Raw genomic sequence first — 18503 nt, 5'->3', positions numbered from 1 at the left:
ATTCGTCTGGATCAGGCCGGACGGGACGGGCTCGGCGCGAGCCCGTCCCGCGAGGGGTCCCGGGTCAGGCGGTGAGGCGGGCGATCGCCTCCGCGACGGTCAGCTCCTCGCGCTCGCCCGTACGGCGGTCCTTCAGCTCCAGGACGCCTTCGGCCGCGCGGCGGCCCGCCACCAGGATCTTGGGGACACCGATCAGTTCGGCGTCGGTGAACTTCACGCCCGGCGAGACCCCGGGACGCTCGTCCACCAGCACCCGCAGACCGGCCGCCGACAGCTGATCTGAGACATCCAGCGCCAGTTCCGTCTGGAGCGCCTTGCCCGCCGCGACGACATGGACGTCGGCCGGGGCGATCTCCCGGGGCCAGCACAGCCCCTGCTCGTCGGCGCTCTGCTCGGCCAGGGCCGCCACCGCGCGCGAGACACCGATGCCGTACGAGCCCATGGTCACGCGGACCGGCTTGCCCTGCTGACCGAGGACATCGAGCTGGAAGGTGTCGGCGTACTTGCGGCCGAGCTGGAAGATATGGCCGATCTCGATCGCGCGGTCGAGCTTGAGGCCAGTGCCGCAGACCGGGCAGGGGTCGCCCTCCTCGACCACGACGACGTCCAGATAGTCGTCGACCTCGAAGTCCCGGCCGCAGACCACATCGCGCGCATGGGTGTCGGGCTTGTTGGCTCCGGTGATCCAGGCGGTGCCGGCCGCGACGCGCGGGTCGGCGATGTAGCGGATCTTGAGGCCTTGCGGGCCGACATAGCCCCGTACCAGCTCGGGGCGGTCCTCGAAGTCCTCGGCCGTCACCAGCTCCACCACGGCGGGGGCGAGGTGCTCGCCCAGCTTGCCGAGGTCCACCTCGCGGTCGCCGGGGACGCCGACCGCGGTGATCTCGCCGTCCACCTTGACGAGGAGGTTCTTCAGGGTCGCCGAGGCAGGCACCCCGAGGTACGCGGCGAGCGATTCGATGGTCGGGGTGTCGGGGGTGTCCAGCTCCTCGATCGGGCCGGGCTCGGCCGCCGGGGGCACGGACGCGGCGAATGTGACGGCCTCCGTGTTGGCCGCGTAGTCGCACGCCGGGCAGTCCACGAAGGTGTCCTCACCGGCCGCGGCGGGCGCCAGGAACTCCTCGGAGGCGGAGCCGCCCATCGCGCCGGAGACCGCGGAGACGATTCGGAAGTCGAGACCGATGCGCGCGAAGATCTTCTGGTAGGCGGCGCGGTGCAGCGCGTACGACTCGGCCAGGCCTTCGTCGGTGGTGTCGAAGGAGTAGGAGTCCTTCATCTGGAACTCGCGCCCGCGCAGTACACCGGAGCGCGGCCTCGCCTCGTCGCGGTACTTCGTCTGGATCTGGTAGAGCATCACCGGCAGGTCCTTGTAGGACGTGCACTGGTCCTTGACGACCTGGGTGAAGATCTCCTCGTGCGTGGGGCCGAGCAGATAGTCGGCGCCCTTGCGGTCCTTGAGGCGGAACAGCAGATCGCCGTACTCCTCCCACCGGCCGCTCGCCTCGTACGGCTCCCTGGGCAGCAACGCGGGCAGCAGCACCTCCTGCGCGCCGATCGCGTCCATCTCCTCGCGGACGACGCGCGAGATGTTGTCGAGGACCTTCTTGCCCAGCGGCAGCCAGCTCCAGATGCCGGCGGACGTACGGCGGACATACCCCGCGCGGACGAGCAGCTTGTGGCTGAGCGTCTCGGCGTCCGCCGGGTCGTCGCGCAATGTCTTGACCATCAAACGGGACATGCGCTGGACCTGGGACATGGGGAGCACTCCTGCGTTCTCTCGGCTGATGCCAGGAGGTTAGCCGGGGCACGCCCGCGGGCGGAAATCAGTTCTCCGCGCCGTCCGACCGGCGCAGCGGGAGCGGGGCGCCCATCACGGCGTACGGCTTGGGGGCGCTGGGGAAGTGGACCTGGCGCGCCAGGTCGGTGTAGCCGAGCGCGCGGTAGAGACGGCGGGCCGGGCTCTCGATGTCGATCGCGGACAGGATCGACTTGGGTTCACCGGCACCGTCGGTGATCGTGGTGATCAGCGCGCGGCCGATGCCGCGGGCCTGGAACTCCGGGTGGACATGCAGTTCGGTGATCACGAAGGAGTCGGTGAGCCAGTCCTCGGAGCCGGTGGCGCGCAGATACGGCTCGACGACGGTGGACCACCAGTGACCGCGGTCGTTCGGCAGTCCGTATACGAAGCCGACGAGCCGGCCGGCCGCGGTGGTCGCGCCGAGGGCTCGGGAGCCGCGCAGCAGCAGATGCCGGAGCACGATATGGCGGCGTACCTCGATCTCGTCGGCACTGAGCCCGAAGGCGAGGGCCTGTACGGCGAGCGCCTCGTCGACGCGTGCGGCGAGATCGACCGGCCCAACCTGGACGTCGGGGGTGCGGGGGCCCCGCCCGGGAATGCTCAGCATGGGCCGAACCCTACTTTCAGAACAGCACGCTCATGAAGGCACCCACTTCACGGAAACCCACCCGGCGGTACGCGGCTCTGGCAGGGGTGTTGTAGTCGTTCACGTACAGGCTCACGACGGGCGCGACATCGGCCAGCGCGTACCGCACGACCGCCGCCATGCCCGCCTCGGACAGCCCGCGACCGCGGAATTCGGGGTCGACCCAGACCCCCTGGATCTGGCAGGCCCGAGTGGTGGCGGCACCGATCTCGGCCTTGAAGATGACCCTGCCGTCGTCGATTCGGGCGAACGAGCGTCCCGCTCCGACGAGTTCGGCGACACGCGCCTGGTAGAGCAGTCCGCCGTCCCCGGCGAGCGGCGAGACACCGACCTCCTCGGTGAACATCGCCACGCAGGCGGGCATGATCACTTCGAGTTCGGTCTTGCGGATTCGGCGTACGAGCGGGTCGGGCGCGATCGCGGTGGGAATCCGCTCGGTGACCATCAGCGGCTGGTGGGCGCGGATCTCGCGGGCCGGTCCCCAGTTCGGTTCGAGCAGCCGCCACAGCTGGGCGGTGGGCCCGGCGGGGCCGACGATCGAGGAGCAGCGGCGGCCGGCTCTGCGCGCCCGGTCGGCGAAGGCGCGCACGGCCTCGGGGGTGGCGCAGATGGGGACGAGATTGGCACCGGAGTAGCAGAGGGAGCGCAGCCGCCCGTCCGCGTACCATCCCCACATCTCGCCACCGAGACGCCAGGGATCGAGCCCCGCGACCTGCACGCGGGACGTCACGAAGGCGTTTTCGACGGGCTCACTCTCCAGGATGGCGAGCGCGGCGTCGAGTTCGCTGGGTTCGAGGACCCGGGTGGTGGTCTGCGTCAACACGAGGGGGCCTCACCATACGTATGCCGATCCCCGCACTGTACCCGGACCCTTCCCGGTATGCCGCTCATCGGAGCGGGGTCCGGTATCGCCGCAGGTCAAAGACGCGAAAGAGCCCGCAACCGATGCCCGGGGGCGGTGGCTGCGGGATCCGTCGCGAACATATGTCCATGGCCGGACAGGTCTTTGGGTGTCCCGGTCAGCTGACGGAGACCTCGGGCTCGCCCGAGGCGACGCCGTCCTTCTCCATCTGCTCCGCGATCTTCATGGCCTCGTCGATCAAGGTCTCCACGATCTTCGATTCCGGGACGGTCTTGATGACCTCGCCCTTCACGAAGATCTGGCCCTTGCCATTGCCGGACGCGACGCCGAGGTCGGCCTCACGGGCCTCGCCAGGACCGTTCACGACACAGCCCATGACGGCCACGCGCAGCGGGACCTCCATGCCCTCCAGACCGGCCGTCACCTCGTCGGCCAGCTTGTAGACATCGACCTGGGCCCGGCCGCAGGAGGGGCAGGAGACGATCTCCAGCCGGCGCTGACGCAGGTTCAGCGACTCCAGGATCTGGATGCCGACCTTGACCTCCTCCGCGGGCGGGGCGGAGAGCGAGACGCGGATCGTGTCGCCGATGCCTTCGCTGAGGAGGGCGCCGAAGGCCACCGCGGACTTGATGGTGCCCTGGAACGCGGGTCCCGCCTCGGTGACGCCGAGGTGCAGCGGATAGTCGCACTGCGCCGCCAGCTGGCGGTACGCGTTGACCATGATCACCGGGTCGTTGTGCTTCACGGAGATCTTGATGTCCCGGAAGCCGTGCTCCTCGAACAGCGACGCCTCCCACAGCGCCGACTCGACAAGCGCCTCCGGGGTGGCCTTGCCGTACTTCGCCAGCAGACGCGCGTCCAGCGAACCGGCGTTCACGCCGATCCGGATCGGCGTGCCGGTCTCACCGGCCGCCTTCGCGATCTCCTTGACCTTGTCGTCGAACTGCTTGATGTTCCCCGGATTCACCCGCACCGCCGCGCAGCCCGCGTCGATCGCCGCGAACACATACTTCGGCTGGAAATGGATGTCCGCGATCACCGGGATCTGCGACTTCCGCGCGATCGTCGCCAGCGCGTCCGCGTCGTCCTGGGTCGGGCACGCCACCCGTACGATCTGGCAGCCGGACGCCGTCAACTCCGCGATCTGCTGCAACGTGGCGCCGATGTCCGACGTACGCGTCGTCGTCATCGACTGCACCGAGACCGGCGCGTCCCCGCCGACCGCCACCGACCCCACCTGGATCTGACGGCTGACCCGTCGGTCGGCGAGCTTCGTCGGAACGGACGGCATTCCGAGAGAAATTGCAGTCATCTGCTGTGCAACCCCAAGGTGTGGATCGAGGTCCCGAGATCGGCGGGCTCCAGCCCCCGAGATTACGCCACCGCGTGCGGCCCGAGCACATCCTCGCGAAAACTGCACCCAAAGGTAAGCGGCCGGACACGAATGGTGCCCGGCCGCCGCGAAACGGTTTCAATCAGCTGATCTTGACGGGGTTGAAGACATCGGCGACCAGGACGAGCAGGGTGAAGCAGATGAAGATCCCCGCCACGACATAGGCGACGGGCATCAGCTTCGCCACATCGAACGGGCCCGGGTCGGGCCGCTTGAACAGCCGTGCGAGCCTGCGCCGCAGCGATTCCCAGAGCGCGCCCGCGATATGCCCGCCGTCGAGGGGCAGCAGAGGCAGCATGTTGAAGAGGAAGAGCGAGAGATTGAAGCCCGCGAGCAGGAACAGCATCATCGCGATCTGGTTCTGCGCCGGGATGTCCAGCGTCATCACCTCGCCGCCGATGCGCGCCGCGCCGATCACACCGACCGGGGAGTCGTCCTTGCGGGGGCCGTCGCCGAAGGCCGCGCTCCAGAGGTCGGGGATCTTGGAGGGCAGGGCCAGGATCGACTCGACACCGTCGCCGATCATGGTGCCCATCCGGTCCACGGACTGGGGGAAGGAGAGCGGGACGATCTCGGTGGAGGCGGCGAAGCCGAGGTAGCCGGCCGGTACGTACTTGTCCGGGACGACCTCTCCGTTGGAGTCCTTCTCGGCCACCATGTTCTTGCGGAGCGTGGCGTGCAGGACCTGCTCGGTGCCGTCGCGGTCGACGGTGATGGTGGCGGGGCCGATCGTCTTGCGGATGAGGCCGGAGAGGGTCGCCCAGTCCTCGACGCGCTGCCCGTTGAAGGCGACGATCTTGTCGCCCTTCTGGAGACCGGCCGCGCGCGCGGGCGAGACGGGGTCCTTCTTCTCGCAGGTGTCACGCTTCTCGCTCTGCGAGATCACACACTGCTGGACGCCGGCGACCTGGGTGGTCTGGGTCTGGAAGCCGAAGCTCATCGCCACACCGATGAAGATCACGGCGGCGAGGACGAGGTTCATGAACGGGCCCGCGAACATCACGATCACGCGCTTCCACGGCTTGCGCGTGTAGAAGAGGCGCTTCTCGTCGCCCGGCCCCAGCTCCTCGAAGGCGGCGGAGCGCGCGTCCTCTATCATCCCGCGCCACGGCGAGGTGGAGCGTGCCTCGATCTTGCCGTCGGGGCCCGGCGGGAACATTCCGATCATCCGGATGTAGCCGCCCATCGGGATCGCCTTGATCCCGTACTCCGTTTCGCCCCTCGTGCGCGACCAGATGGTCGGCCCGAAGCCGACCATGTACTGGGGCACGCGGATGCCGAAGAGTTTGGCCGTGGACAGATGCCCCAGTTCGTGCCAGGCGATGGAGAAGAGCAGCCCCACGACAAAGACGAGAATGCCGAGGACCGTCAACAGGATCGTCATGCGCGAGCCTCCGCTGGCTGTTCTGCACTGAATTTCGCTGCCGTTTCACGGGCCCGGGCGCGGGCCCAGGTCTCCGCTTCGAGGACGTCCGCCACGGTGAGCGAGGTTCCCGTACGGGGGGTGCCATGCTCCGCGACGACCTCCGTGACCGTATCCATGATGCCGTTGAACGGCAGCCGTCCCGCCAAAAACGCGTCCACGCACTCCTCGTTCGCGGCATTGAACACCGCGGGGGCCGTGCCACCCAGGGCACCGACGTGCCGGGCGAGTCCCACGGAAGGGAACGCCTCGGTGTCGAGCGGGAAGAACTGCCAGGTCGAGGCCGTGGTCCAGTCGAAGGCGGGCGCGGCGTCCGGCACCCGCCGCGGCCAGCCGAGACCCAGGGCGATCGGCCCGCGCATATCGGGCGGGGTCGCCTGGGCCAGGGTCGAACCGTCGTTGAACTCCACCATCGAGTGGACATACGACTGGGGGTGTACGACGACCTCGATGCGTTCGAAGGGAATGTCGTACAGCAGATGCGCCTCGATCACTTCCAGGCCCTTGTTGACGAGGGTCGCGGAGTTGACCGTGATCACCGGCCCCATGGCCCAGGTGGGGTGCGCGAGGGCGTCCTTGGGGGTGACATGCGCCAGTTCGGCCCTCGTACGGCCCCGGAAGGGCCCGCCGGAGGCCGTCACCACGAGCTTGCGCACCTCGGCGCGGGTGCCGGCGGCCAGCGCCTGGAAGAGCGCGGCGTGCTCGGAGTCGACGGGGATGATCTGACCGGGTCCGGCGAGGGCCTTCACCAGCGGTCCGCCGACGATCAGCGATTCCTTGTTGGCGAGCGCGAGCGTACGGCCCGCCGTGAGGGCGGCGAGGGTGGGCGCGAGTCCGATGGAGCCGGTGATGCCGTTGAGCACGGTGTGACAGTCCGACGCCGCCAGCTCCGCGGCGGCGTCGGGCCCCGCGAGGATCTCGGGGAGGGGTTCACCCGTCCCGTACCGCCCGGCGAGCGCCTCCCGGAGCGCGGGCACGGCCTCCTCGCGCGCGACCGCGACGGTACGGACCCGCAGTTGCCACGCCTGCTCGGCGAGCAGCTCCACACGACCGCCGGCGGCGGAGAGCGCGGTGACACGGAAGCGGTCGGGGTGGCGCAGGACCAGGTCGATGGCCTGGGTGCCAATGGATCCGGTGGAGCCGAGGACGACGATGTCCCGGCGGCCTTCGATCGGATCGAAGGTGGTGTGCGGATCGGCGAGAGGGGCTGGGCAGTCGCTCATGCCCCCATTCTTGCCTCATCCCCGCGCCGGGAGGACAGCGCGCCCCCGTAGGTGTTCCCGTGCGCCGGTCCTGCCGACCGGTTCACGGCTTCTTCACGGCTTCCCCGGCCACCGAGCGGAACTTCTGCCACTGGGCCCGGATGATCTCGTCGGGCACTCCCCCGACATCCTTCGTGCCGGTGATCTCGGCGCGGAAGGAGAGCGTGGTGGAGCCTGACCGTACGACGGTCAGATACTCGTACAGCTTCAGCGTGCCCTTCACGTCGAGGAGGGTGAAGCGGTACGCCCTCGCCTCGTCCCCCACGTCCGGGGCGGTGGCGGGCTCCACCTTCAGATAGGTCGCCCGCGCCAGCGCCCGGTTCTCGGTGAGGCCGCCCGCGCACTCCCGCCCGGCCGTGGCAAGGGCCTTCATCACACCGGTCGCGTCCGCCGCGGTGTACGAACGCAGCTGTACGGAGACGGTGAGGCCGAGCATCTCGTCGGGGATGTCGGCCTTGCGCTGGACCTCCGCGACGGGGTCGAAGGCGGTGGCGCCCTTGGCGAGGCTGACGAGCGGCTGGCAGACGGTTGGCTCGGCGGTGTAGTCGTCGCCGAGAGGCGCACCGAGGGCGTACTCGGAGGCGGTGTACGGGCCGACGCGCTCGCCGTCGGTCAGGGACGCGGCGGTGAGCCGGTCCACGGTGAGCGGCGCGGGCCCGGTGGCGGAGGTGGAGGCGGAGGGCCTGCCTGCCGGATTCCCGCTCGCCTCGCCGCTCGCCTTCCCGCCCTTGCCGTCGTCGGTGCTCTGGCCGTCACCACCGCACGCGGCCACCCCGACCAGTACGAGCCCTGAGGCCACCGCCCCAAGACCCCGCGCCCACCGCTTCCCGGCCCCGAACATCCTTGCCCCCGTTGTGAGTCGATCGCGCCGCGTCGACGGCGCGCCTCCCCGATTGTGGGGCATGGGGGGCTGTTCCACACGAGCGGCCGTCATCCTTCGGTCGCACCGCGAAATCGGCCAGCCGGTGGGGCCGCCCGACCGTCGGTCGCGTACGGGAAGCACCGGCACAAGGCCCCTCGGGCGCTCAGAAATGGGTCGTGATGCCGAACTTCTCGCGGAGCCTGGCCATGTCGTGGCGGTCCCGGTCGGTCGGCTCGTATCCCTGGTGGAAGAGGACCTGTTGGCCGGCCGAGATGCACCGGACCGTCGTATCCCCGATGGTGCCCGTGGTGAAGCACTCCGCCGGGTACACATAGGGCTCCTCCGGGTCCAGTGAGGACTGGAGCGCGGAGCCGTCCGGAGCGAAGGAGAGGGGGTGGAGATCGATCTCCTCGCCCGTCGGGCGGGCGAGGACGAAGCGCGCCGGGCGCCAGTCCAGGGTCTCGGCGAAGCCCGCCGCGGAGAGCGCCTCGATGACACGGGGTTCCTGTTCGGCGCGGTGCAGGAGGTCCAGATCACGGTGGGGGCGGGTCTGGGTGCCGAGCAGGGCGTCGATGCCCCAGCCTCCGGCGATCCAGACGTCGGCACCGGCCTTCCGCAGCAGGGCCAGCACGGACAGTACATCGTCGGCGTTCATCACGCGGCGGCACGTTACGTCGTCAACTCCGGTCGTCGCCAGTCGTTTTCCCGGACCTCCGGCCGGTTCCGGGAACGCACCGGCCGCTGGGGCGAGTTGGGTCGGGCGCATTGACACGCCTCACCCGCGGCCCGATTCTGAGAGCGCTCTCAACCCGCTCCTCAACCCCACACAGCAGGAGGTAGAGCGTGCTTGGCACCAGAAAGTTGCTCGCGGCGCTGGCCGCCGCGGTGATCTTGGCAACGGGGTTCACCGCCGCCGGCCCCGGGGCTCCCGCCGAGGCCGCCGAGGCCGCGGTTCCCACGACCATTCCGCTCACCATCACGAACAACTCCGGCCGCACGGACCCGGTCTACATCTACAATCTCGGCACCCTGCTCACGACGGGCCAGCAGGGCTGGGCCGATGCGAACGGTACGTTCCACGCCTGGCCCGCCGGCGGCAATCCCCCCACCCCGGCGCCCGACGCGTCGATCGCCGGACCCGCCAACGGGCAGTCCACGACGATCCGGATGCCGAAGTTCTCCGGCCGGGTCTACTTCTCGTACGGTCAGAAGCTCGACTTCCGGCTGACGACCGGCGGGCTGGTGCAGCCCGCCGTGCAGAACCCGTCCGACCCGAACCGGAACATCCTGTTCAACTGGACCGAGTACACACTCAATGACGCCGGGCTGTGGATCAACAGCACACAGGTAGATATGTTCTCGGCGCCCTACGCCGTCGGCGTGCGGGCCTCCAACGGCACCACCAAGACCACCGGCCATCTCAAGGCGGGCGGCTACAAGGGTTTCTTCGACTCCCTCAGGAGCCAGCAGGGCGGCTGGGCCAACCTGATCCAGACCCGGTCCGACGGCACGATCCTGCGCGCTCTCTCGCCCGGTCACGGCATCGGGGCCGGCAATCTGCCCGCCTCCGTGATGGACGACTACATCAACCGGGTGTGGAGCAGGTACACCACATCCACGCTGACGGTGACACCGTTCGCGGACCAGCCGAACACCAAGTACTTCGGCCGGGTCTCGGGCAACACCATGAACTTCACCAACAGCGCGGGAGCGGTCGTCACGTCCTTCCAGAAGCCCGACTCCGACTCGATCTTCGGCTGCTACAAGCTGCTGGACGCCCCGAACGACCTCGTCCGCGGGCCGATCTCGCGCACGCTCTGCGCGGGGTTCAACCGCTCCACGCTCCTGGTCAACCCCAACCAGCCGGACACGAGCCCGGCCAACTTCTACCAGGACGCGGTGACCAACCACTACGCCAAGAAGATCCACGAACAGATGGCCGACGGCAAGGCGTACGCCTTCGCCTTCGACGATGTCGGCAACTACGAGTCGCTGGTGCACGACGGTGACCCGCAGCAGGCCTCCATCACGCTCGACCCGTTCAACTGATCGCGGCCCGTCACACATGACCGTCCCATGACCGGTCGGTTGACTCCGGTCATGGGGCGGGGTCGATGGGTGGGCCGAGCGGCCCTCACGGGAACAGCAGGATTCCCGCCAGGACGATCACGATGATCGCGATGACGATGGCCATGACCTTCCAGGCCGTGCTGTGGACCGGGGGCGGCCCCTTCGGCCCGCCTCCGCGCGGCCGGTCCTCGGGGAGCCGTGGGTTCTCCGGCCGCCCATGTGCGTAGAAGTCGGCGTCGCCGGCCATGACAACCCCCTCACAGAGGTCTACGAGGGCCCCGCCCGGCTCGGACGGGTCGGACGGGAGCCTCGGTGGGCATCTCTACCATTCCTCTACATTTTACCCACAAAGCGGGCAAAATGGAGAGGAAAATGTGCCACGTTTCAGTGGATCGGACGGTGCACGTTCTCGCGCTGGGACGGTCCCGGAGTCGCGTCCGCGATCCAGGGGCCCTCGCCGCTCGGGTCGATGATCCCGGCCTCCAGCCAGGTGTACGTACCGGCCAGGACACCGTTCACGACCTTGCGGTCCAGGTCGTCCGTATTGGACCAGAGCCGGGTGAACAGCTCCTCGACCCGGATACGGGCCTGCCGGCAGAAGACGTCCGCCAGCTGGTACGCCTCACGGCCGTGGTCGCCGCTCGTCCGCATCAGCTCGGCCCGTACACAGGCCGCGCTCATCGCGAACAGTTCGGCGCCAATGTCCACGATCCGGCCGAGGAAGCCCTGCTTGGTCTCCATCCGGCCCTGCCAGCGCGACATGGCGTAGAAGGTGGAGCGGGCGAGCTTGCGGGCGTTGCGCTCGACATAGCGCAGATGCGTCGCCAGGTCCCGGTGTCCCGCCGGGTGGAACTCCGCGTACGAGCCGGGCAGCCGCCCAGGTCCCGTGACCAGCTGCGGCAGCCAGCGGGCGTAGAACCGGCCCGCCTGCGCACCGGCCCGCGCCTTGTCCGAGAGCGACTTCTCCGGATCGATGATGTCGCCCGCGACGGACAGATGGGCGTCGACCGCCTCGCGCGCGATCAGCAGATGCATGATCTCCGTGGAGCCCTCGAAGATCCGGTTGATGCGCAGATCGCGGAGCATCTGTTCGGCGGGTACGGCACGTTCGCCGCGCGCGGCCAGCGAGTCCGCGGTCTCGAAGCCGCGGCCGCCCCGGATCTGGACCAGCTCGTCGGCCATCAGACAGCTCATCTCGGAGCCGTACAGCTTGGCCAGGGCCGCTTCGATCCTGATGTCGTTGCGGTCCTCGTCCGCCATCTGGGAGGCCAGGTCCACGACCGCCTCCAGCGCGAACGTGGTGGCGGCGATGAACGAGATCTTCGCGCCCACGGCCTCGTGACGGCCGACCGGCCTGCCCCACTGCTCACGGGCGGCCGACCATTCGCGGGCGATCTTCAGACACCACTTGCCGGCGCCCACGCACATCGCGGGCAGCGAGAGCCGGCCGGTGTTGAGGGTGGTGAGGGCGATCTTGAGGCCCGCGCCCTCGGGGCCGATGCGGTTCGCGGCCGGCACCCGGACCTGGTGGAAGCGGGTGACCCCGTTCTCCAGACCGCGCAGGCCCATGAAGGCGTTGCGGTTCTCGACCGTGATGCCCGGGGAGCCCGCCTCGACGACGAACGCCGTGATGCCGCCCTTCCCGCCCGCCGTCTTCGGTACGCGCGCCATCACGACGAGCAGATCGGCGACGACTCCATTGGTCGTCCACAGCTTCACACCGTCGAGGACGTACGAGTCGCCGTCGGGCACGGCGGTGGTGGCGAGGCGGGCGGGGTCGGAGCCCACGTCCGGCTCGGTGAGGAGAAAGGCCGAGATGTCGGTGCGGGCCAGGCGCGGCAGGAACGTGTCCTTCTGCTCCTGGGTGCCGAAAAGCTTCAGCGGCTGCGGTACGCCGATCGACTGATGGGCGGAGAGCAGCGCGCCGATCGCCGGACTGGCGGAGCCGACCAGGGCCAGGGCCTTGTTGTAGTACACCTGGGTGAGGCCGAGCCCACCGTACTTGGTCTCGATCTTCATACCGAGCGCGCCCAGCTCCTTGAGGCCGTTGATCACCTCGTCGGGGATCCGGGCCTCGCGCTCGATCCGCGCGCCGTCGATCCTCGTCTCGCAGAACTCGCGGAGCTTGGTCAGGAACTGCTCGCCGCGCTTGACGTCCTCGGACGCCGGCATCGGGTGCGGATGGATGAGATCGAGACGGAAGCGGCCGAGGAACATCTCCTTGGCGAAGCTCGGCTTGCGCCAGCCCTGCTCCCGGGCCGCTTCGGCGACCTGGCGCGCTTCCCGCTCGGAGACCTTGGGCTTGCCCTGGGGTTCCTGCGGTGCGGATGCTGCTGAGGGTGCGGATGGGGCGGACATGAGGAACTCACCTCGCCGCGGAGTCGGGTCCAGTGACGGTTCAACCGGCCTGGTACTACTCGTCCGTATCTACCCGATTCCCGCGACCCGCACCAGTCGTGGCGCGGGCCGCGGAACACCCGGAGCCGCTAGGTCCTGTCCGGTCGACAGGACCTAGAGGGCGAGGCCCGTGAGCACCATGACGCGCTCGTACGTGTAGTCGTCCATCGCGAACCGGACGCCCTCACGGCCGACGCCGGACTGCTTGGCACCGCCGTACGGCATCTGGTCGGCGCGGTACGAGGGGACGTCGCCGATGATCACGCCGCCGACCTCCAGCGCGCGGTGGGCGCGGAAGGCCGCCTGCACGTCATGGGTGAACACCCCGGCCTGGAGGCCGTACTTCGAGTCGTTGACCCTCTCGAACGCCTCGGTCTCGCTCTCGACCCGGCGCAGGGTGAGAACGGGCCCGAAGACCTCCTCGCGGGAGATCGTGACGTCCTCGGGGACCTCGGCGAGGACGGTCGGGGCATAGCCGGCACCGTCCCGCTTACCGCCCGTGAGCAGCTGGGCGCCGGCCCGTACCGCCTCGTCGACCCACGACTCGACGCGCTTGGCCGCGTCCTCGCTGACGAGCGGCCCGACATCGGTGGCGTCGTCGCCGGGGTCGCCGGTGACCTGGGCCTCGACCGCGGCGATGACCTTGGGGACGAGACGTTCGTACACCGAGGCGTCCGCGATCACGCGCTGGACGGAGATACAGGACTGGCCGCCCTGGTAGTTCGAGAACGTGGCGATCCGGGTCGCCGCCCAGTCCAGGTCCTTCTCGCTCGCGTAGTCGGCGAGGACGACGGCCGCGCCGTTGCCGCCGAGTTCGAGCGTGCAGTGTTTGCGCGGGACCGAGTCCATGATCGCGAAGCCGACCTTGTCCGAGCCGGTGAAGGAGATCACCGGCAGCCGTTCGTCCTGGACGAGGGCGGGCATCCGGTCGTTCGGCACGGGCAGTACGGACCAGGCGCCGGCCGGCAGATCGGTCTCGGCCAGCAGCTCGCCGAGGAGGAGGCCGGAGAGCGGGGTCGCCGGGGCGGGCTTGAGGATGATCGGGGCGCCGACGGCGATGGCTGGGGCGATCTTGTGGGCGCAGAGGTTGAGCGGGAAGTTGAACGGCGCGATGCCCAGGACGACGCCACGGGGGAAGCGGCGGGTCAGGGCGAGGCGGCCGGCGCCGCCCGCGTCGGTGTCGAGACGCTGGGCGTCCCCGCCGTTGAAGCGGCGGGCCTCCTCGGCGGCGAAGCGGAAGACGGAGACGGCGCGGCCGACTTCGCCTCGGGCCCACTTGAGGGGCTTGCCGTTCTCGGCGGAGATCAGCCGGGCGATCTCCTCGGTGCGCTCGACGAGCCTGCGCGAGACATGGTCGAGCGCGGCGGCCCGTACGTGCGCGGGCGTCGCGGCGAACTCGTCCAGGACGGCGTGCGCGGCGGCCACGGCCTCCTCGACCTGGTCCTCGGTCGGCACCGCCACGGTGCCGACGAGCCGGCCGTCCCAGGGGGAGGTGACGTCGAAGGTGTCCTCGCCGGTGGCCTGGCGGCCGGCGAGCCAGAAAGCGTGGGTGGAAGTCATTGTGAGTCCGGGCCCTTCCGAAGAGATGGAGGTGTCTGGTTCCACGGTAGGGGTGCGGGCGGGGGTGGTCGTTTGTCCGGGGTGGAGTGATGTGGTGGAGGGTGTGCTACGCAATGTCGTAAGCGGAGGCGCCGCGGCGCGGGTGGTCCACCACTCGGCTGCCCGACTGCTCGGCTGCTCGACTGCCCGGCTGCTCGGCTGCTCGACTGCCCGGTTGTTCGGCTACTCGGTCGCGGGACCGGGCGACGCCGTCGTCTTCAGGGCCAGCCACAGCTCCATCCGTACGTCCGGATCGTCCAGCGAGCGGCCGAGGATCTCCTCCACCCGGCGCATGCGGTAGCGCAGCGTATGGCGGTGGACCCCGAGGTCGGCCGCCGCCGCGTCCCACTGGCCATGGCGCGAGAGCCAGGCACGCAGCGAGGCCACCAGATCGCCGCGGCCCTTGGCGTCGTGTTCGTACAGGGCGCGCAGCATGCCGTCGGCGAAGGCGCGCACCGCGTCGTCCGCGAGCAGCGGAAGGATCGATCCCGCCGCCAGTTCCTCGTGCTCGACCAGCGCACGGCCGCGCCGCCGTGCCACCGAGAGTGCCTGCTCAGCCTGTTTGTACGCGCCCGCCGCCGCGATCGGGCCGGTCGGCGCGGAGAGCCCGATGACGACCCCGGCCTCTTCGGCCTCGCGTCGCGCGTATCCCTCGCAGGCCGTGACCACCGCCCCGCCGTCCACCGCGAGCACCATGAGCCGTTCCTCGCCGTCCGGGACCGCCAGCACCGCCTCGCCCGCCCGTGCCGCCGCGGCCTCCAGCGCCTCCGCGAGCCGCTGGAGCGGATGGCCGGTCTCGGGGTCCTGCGCCGGCTTCGTCGACTTCGCCGGATTCGCCGATTCGGCCGATTCGGCGACCAGGAGCCGGAACGGGGCGTCGAGCAGCCCTCCGTAGAGATCCCCGGCCACGGCCCGCGCGTGGTCGGGCTGGCCGGAGAGCAGCATCCGCAGCACGGCCGAGCCGAGCCGCTGTTCGGCGGCCTGAAGGGCGCGCGACCGTTCCGTCGTCAGCGTCAGCAGGGCGATCGCCGAGTGGACCGCGTACCGCTCCGCGGTACCCAGCGCGGCTCCTGTGCCGACGGCGAGCACGCCGCGCACCCGCCGACCCGTGCCGAGGGACTGGAGCTCGACCCGGTCCTCGGCGCCACCGGACGCCTCGTCCAGCGCGTCGCCCGAGGCCCCGACCACCGCGCTCGCGGGCGCGGGCCGCTCCCGCAGCCGTTCCACCTCGCCGGTCAGCCGGGCGGCCCGGCGCGCGGCCCACTCGGGCGCGGCGGCGACCACGGCGCCCGACGCGTCGTACAGCGCCGCCCAGCCGTCCACATGCGCGGCGAGCCGGGCCAGCAGCGCCGCCGGCCCCTCGGCGAGCGCGGCGCGGGTCAGCTCCCGCTGGGCCTCGAACCCCGCGGTGACCGCGCGGTACTGATCGGCGGCGAGCGCCGCCGAGACGGCCTTGCTGATGGCGAGGAACGGGGTACGCCGGGGAACGCCCAGCAGCGGCAGCCCGGCCTCCCGCGCCGCCTCGACCAGCGCCTCGGGGATGTCCTCGTAGTTCACGCCGACGGCGAAGCCGAGCCCGACGACCCCGGCGCCGACCAGCCTGCGCACATAGCGCCGCATGGCCTCCGGATCCTCGGCGTCCAGCGTTGTCGCCGTGATGAGAAGCAGCTCCCCGCCCTCCATGTACGGCACGGGGTCGGCCAGCTCGCTCGCGTGGACCCAGCGCACGGGCGTCCGCAGCCGGTCCTCGCCCGCACGCACGGTCAGATTGAGCGCCGAGTGCTGGACGAGCGAGGCGAGGGTGGGCGGCATGGTGGAACCGTAGGGCCTTCGGCGATCGAGGGGCAGGGGCGGCGGCCGGAAGACGCCGCCTCGGACGATTACGCCGCTCCGTACGAACGGCGTCCGTCAATTCTGCCAGCTTGTACGAGCCGACGGCCGGTGGCCGGGCGCCGTGGCCGGGTGGCGGGGGCTCCGGGGTCAGCTCCGCAGATCCACCAGCAGGGGCGGCGCGTGGTCGCCCCCCACCGTCCGCAGCGACAGCACCGCGTGCCCGGCGGGGACCGAGTGCGCCAGCTCGGAGGCCGACCACCGCTCGCGCTCGACCTTCCGCACGGTCACCGCGTCGGTCGTCACGGCCTTGCCGGTGACCAGCTTCCGGAACGCGTGGATGGCCCGGGTCAGTGGCTGGTCGGCGAAGACCGTGCGCTGGGTGACGTCCCGAGTCTCCACCCACTCCGTGCCCCAGGCCTCCGCGAAGCGCTTGCCGTCCCAGGTGGTGATCCCGGAGAAGGCCATCCGGCAGCCGACGGCCCCGAGGAGCGCGGTGTGCAGTGCCTCCGGCACATCGTCGAGCGTGCGCAGGGTGAGCAGCGCGCCCGCGTTGACCGACCGCAGCCGCTGCACCCCGCGCAGCGTCTCGCCGGTGAGGGCGCGGGTCGCGTCGTCCAGGACGAGGCAGGCGAAGAGCGAACGGTCGGCGCGTACGGCGGCGTTCGCCGTGAACTGGGCGAGCACGAGCCTGGCCAGCATCCGCGAGGCCTCGGCGTGTCCGCGTTCCGGCAGGTCGATACGGACCCGGAGCGGATGCTGGAGGGTGCGCAGCGAGAACGGCCGGGTTCTGCCGTTGGTGTCGAAGAAGCCCGCGAACGCCGGGCGGTCGAGCAGCGCGATCCGGTCGGCGAGCGCGCTCCCGGCGTCCCCCGGGGCTCCGGACTGCCGTTCCCTGGTGTCGAGTTCACGCCGCATCGCGTGGTGGCCCCCGGCGTCGAGCGCCTCGCGCAGCGCAGCCAGCGCGGCGGGCGTGCCGTCGAGCAGTTCGCGCAGCTCCGGGACGGCGGGCAGCCGGCCGTGGGCCGCGTGGAACGGGCCGAGCAGCTGCGCGAGCGCGGTGGTGGCGCGCCTGCCGTCGGTGTCCGTGAGATCGCCGACCAGACCTTCGGCGAGTACGGCGGCTGCCTCGTCCGGGTCGTTCGTCCCCCCGTACAGATCGAGGTCGTACACCGACGCCGGGTCGCCGAGCCGGACCACGACGTCATAGGCGCTGTCAGGGCCGAGCTGGGTTCCGGCGGCGCAGACGGCGATGACGACGGCCTGTCCGGCGAGCGCCTGGAGGGAGAGCGATTCGACGACCGGCCGGACGAGCGCGTGTGTCTTGCCGGCGCCCGGCGGCCCCACGGCCAGCAGCGAGGTCCCCAGCAGGCCGGGATCCAGCGCGAGCCCCGTCCCGCGCCGGGGGTAGGGGTTGCGCTCCCCGTCGTGGACCGTGCCGAGCCTGACCTGTTGCACGAGCAGATCGTGCCGGGCCGCGCGGACGGGCAGGTCGCGCTTGCCCGACGGGTGGACGCAGGCCCCGGCGCCCTGGCCGCGCACGGCCTCCGCGAACGCCGTGAGCCGGGAGGGATCGGCCCGCACGGACTGCCAGGCGCGCCGGATCCGGGCGTAGTCGACTTCGTTCATCCGCCCGTTCCGCACCTCGGCGGCGAGCCGCGCGGCGGTCTCGCCCTGGCCGGAGGAGCGGAGCTGGGGCCACTCGGCCAGATCGTCCTCGGGCTCCGGGGGCGGGGGCGGGGTCTCCTCCGGGGCGACGCCGGGGACCCGGCGCAGAACCCGGCGGGCGAGCTCGGGCCAGCGGCCGAGCCGACCGAAGAGGAAGAGAAGCCCGCCGACGACCAGCACGTTGTAGATGCCCTGGGCGACTGCTCCTTCCCGCGTACCGATCCACCAGCGGTCCGGAGTGAGGAGGAAGAGCGGCCAGAGCCAGAAACTGCCCAGATAGCCGTTCCACAACAGCGACCAGAGCAACAGGCCCGCGAGGAGCGAGATCAGCGCGCCGCTGACCAGTTGCCGCGTCGGCGTGCGCTCCGGCTCCTCCGGGGGGCGGGGCCTGTGTCCGTACGCCCAGGTCCCGGGCGCGTCCGCGACCCTGGGCACCCGTAGCCACTCGCCCAGCGTCGGGCCGCTGTCCGGGGCGCGCTCCGGCGCGGGGGGTGGCGCCGTCTCGAAGGCACCGGTTTTGTGGGCACCGGACGGCGGTCCCGCCGGGGACGGCGAGGACGTTGGCATCGGCGGTGGAGTGGAGTGCGCCGTGGGCGGCATGGGCGGCTCGGGTGGTGGCCCCGCCGGCCGCGGCACAGGGGTGGCGCGCGTGCCCTGCGAGTCGTGCGTGCCGTCGGTGTCCATGAACCCCTG

14 protein-coding genes are annotated in these 18503 nt (G+C 70.7%); 1 reads left to right on the top strand and 13 read right to left on the bottom strand.

All coding sequences use genetic code 11. From position 1 onward, the window contains the following. Positions 1-64 precede the first annotated feature (64 nt). From ABTZ59_RS10660 to ABTZ59_RS10625, 8 genes are all read right to left on the bottom strand, one after another. Entirely contained in the window at positions 65-1756 is a 1692-nt protein-coding gene (locus ABTZ59_RS10660) for a proline--tRNA ligase (RefSeq protein ID WP_351393891.1), read from the bottom strand. A gap of 67 nt (positions 1757-1823) precedes the next feature. Continuing rightward, positions 1824-2405 (bottom strand): GNAT family N-acetyltransferase, encoded by a 582-nt coding sequence (locus tag ABTZ59_RS10655; RefSeq protein WP_351393887.1) that lies wholly within the window; start codon positions 2403-2405, stop codon positions 1824-1826. A 16-nt stretch (positions 2406-2421) separates the two neighbouring features. Next, positions 2422-3267, bottom strand: a complete 846-nt coding sequence (locus tag ABTZ59_RS10650; RefSeq protein WP_351393884.1) for a GNAT family N-acetyltransferase — start codon at positions 3265-3267, stop codon at positions 2422-2424. 196 nt (positions 3268-3463) lie between these two features. Next, the gene (gene ispG, locus ABTZ59_RS10645; protein ID WP_249953673.1) at positions 3464-4618 is read right to left on the bottom strand and encodes a flavodoxin-dependent (E)-4-hydroxy-3-methylbut-2-enyl-diphosphate synthase; all 1155 of its coding nucleotides are present in this window, start codon (positions 4616-4618) and stop codon (positions 3464-3466) included. A gap of 163 nt (positions 4619-4781) precedes the next feature. Continuing rightward, positions 4782-6083: a M50 family metallopeptidase gene (locus ABTZ59_RS10640; protein ID WP_351393880.1), complete on the bottom strand. Its 1302-nt coding sequence runs from the start codon at positions 6081-6083 to the stop codon at positions 4782-4784. Continuing rightward, entirely contained in the window at positions 6080-7345 is a 1266-nt protein-coding gene (dxr, locus tag ABTZ59_RS10635; RefSeq protein ID WP_351393877.1) for a 1-deoxy-D-xylulose-5-phosphate reductoisomerase, read from the bottom strand. The genes ABTZ59_RS10640 and dxr overlap by 4 nt, the downstream gene beginning before the upstream one ends. 82 nt (positions 7346-7427) lie before the next feature. After that, the gene (locus ABTZ59_RS10630; protein WP_351393874.1) at positions 7428-8183 is read right to left on the bottom strand and encodes a hypothetical protein; all 756 of its coding nucleotides are present in this window, start codon (positions 8181-8183) and stop codon (positions 7428-7430) included. A gap of 226 nt (positions 8184-8409) precedes the next feature. Then, positions 8410-8901 carry a nucleotidyltransferase domain-containing protein gene (locus ABTZ59_RS10625; RefSeq protein WP_351393871.1) on the bottom strand — a complete coding sequence of 164 codons (492 nt, stop codon included), beginning with the start codon at positions 8899-8901 and terminating at the stop codon, positions 8410-8412. 188 nt (positions 8902-9089) lie between these two features. On the opposite strand from ABTZ59_RS10625, the gene ABTZ59_RS10620 reads away from it, so the two are divergent. Next, a complete protein-coding gene (locus ABTZ59_RS10620) occupies positions 9090-10295 on the top strand; it encodes a glycoside hydrolase family 64 protein (RefSeq protein ID WP_503002547.1) in 1206 nt (401 codons plus the stop codon). 85 nt (positions 10296-10380) lie between these two features. Here ABTZ59_RS10620 and ABTZ59_RS10615 read toward each other — a convergent pair whose 3' ends face one another. The 5 genes from ABTZ59_RS10615 to ABTZ59_RS10595 all read right to left on the bottom strand — a co-directional run bounded on the left by ABTZ59_RS10615 (position 10381) and on the right by ABTZ59_RS10595 (position 18494). After that, a complete protein-coding gene (locus ABTZ59_RS10615) occupies positions 10381-10563 on the bottom strand; it encodes a hypothetical protein (RefSeq protein ID WP_351393868.1) in 183 nt (60 codons plus the stop codon). A 137-nt stretch (positions 10564-10700) separates the two neighbouring features. Continuing rightward, positions 10701-12674: an acyl-CoA dehydrogenase family protein gene (locus ABTZ59_RS10610; RefSeq protein ID WP_351393865.1), complete on the bottom strand. Its 1974-nt coding sequence runs from the start codon at positions 12672-12674 to the stop codon at positions 10701-10703. Between the two features lie 153 nt (positions 12675-12827). Further along, positions 12828-14273: an aldehyde dehydrogenase family protein gene (locus ABTZ59_RS10605; RefSeq protein ID WP_351393862.1), complete on the bottom strand. Its 1446-nt coding sequence runs from the start codon at positions 14271-14273 to the stop codon at positions 12828-12830. Positions 14274-14495: 222 nt separating this feature from the next. Continuing rightward, on the bottom strand, positions 14496-16124 hold the full coding sequence (locus ABTZ59_RS10600; protein ID WP_351393859.1) for a PucR family transcriptional regulator: 1629 nt from the start codon (positions 16122-16124) through the stop codon (positions 14496-14498). 168 nt (positions 16125-16292) lie between these two features. Then, the gene (locus ABTZ59_RS10595; RefSeq protein WP_351393856.1) at positions 16293-18494 is read right to left on the bottom strand and encodes a type IV secretory system conjugative DNA transfer family protein; all 2202 of its coding nucleotides are present in this window, start codon (positions 18492-18494) and stop codon (positions 16293-16295) included. Between the last annotated feature and the right edge of the window lie 9 nt (positions 18495-18503).

This window comes from Streptomyces sp. NPDC094034 (assembly GCF_040303865.1).
Lineage (GTDB): Bacteria > Actinomycetota > Actinomycetes > Streptomycetales > Streptomycetaceae > Streptomyces.
The sequence above is the reverse complement of the archived record's forward strand: the minus strand, read 5'-3'. Positions and strand labels throughout refer to the sequence as shown.

Coding starts and splice junctions, on each gene's coding strand:
- ABTZ59_RS10600 (WP_351393859.1), bottom strand. CDS start 16,124: ATGCCGCCCACCCTCGCCTCGCTCGTCCAGCACTCGGCGCTCAATCTG.
- ispG (WP_249953673.1), bottom strand. CDS start 4,618: ATGACTGCAATTTCTCTCGGAATGCCGTCCGTTCCGACGAAGCTCGCC.
- ABTZ59_RS10625 (WP_351393871.1), bottom strand. CDS start 8,901: ATGAACGCCGACGATGTACTGTCCGTGCTGGCCCTGCTGCGGAAGGCC.
- ABTZ59_RS10640 (WP_351393880.1), bottom strand. CDS start 6,083: ATGACGATCCTGTTGACGGTCCTCGGCATTCTCGTCTTTGTCGTGGGG.
- ABTZ59_RS10605 (WP_351393862.1), bottom strand. CDS start 14,273: ATGACTTCCACCCACGCTTTCTGGCTCGCCGGCCGCCAGGCCACCGGC.
- ABTZ59_RS10610 (WP_351393865.1), bottom strand. CDS start 12,674: ATGTCCGCCCCATCCGCACCCTCAGCAGCATCCGCACCGCAGGAACCC.
- ABTZ59_RS10660 (WP_351393891.1), bottom strand. CDS start 1,756: ATGTCCCAGGTCCAGCGCATGTCCCGTTTGATGGTCAAGACATTGCGC.
- ABTZ59_RS10655 (WP_351393887.1), bottom strand. CDS start 2,405: ATGCTGAGCATTCCCGGGCGGGGCCCCCGCACCCCCGACGTCCAGGTT.
- dxr (WP_351393877.1), bottom strand. CDS start 7,345: ATGAGCGACTGCCCAGCCCCTCTCGCCGATCCGCACACCACCTTCGAT.
- ABTZ59_RS10615 (WP_351393868.1), bottom strand. CDS start 10,563: ATGGCCGGCGACGCCGACTTCTACGCACATGGGCGGCCGGAGAACCCA.
- ABTZ59_RS10595 (WP_351393856.1), bottom strand. CDS start 18,494: ATGGACACCGACGGCACGCACGACTCGCAGGGCACGCGCGCCACCCCT.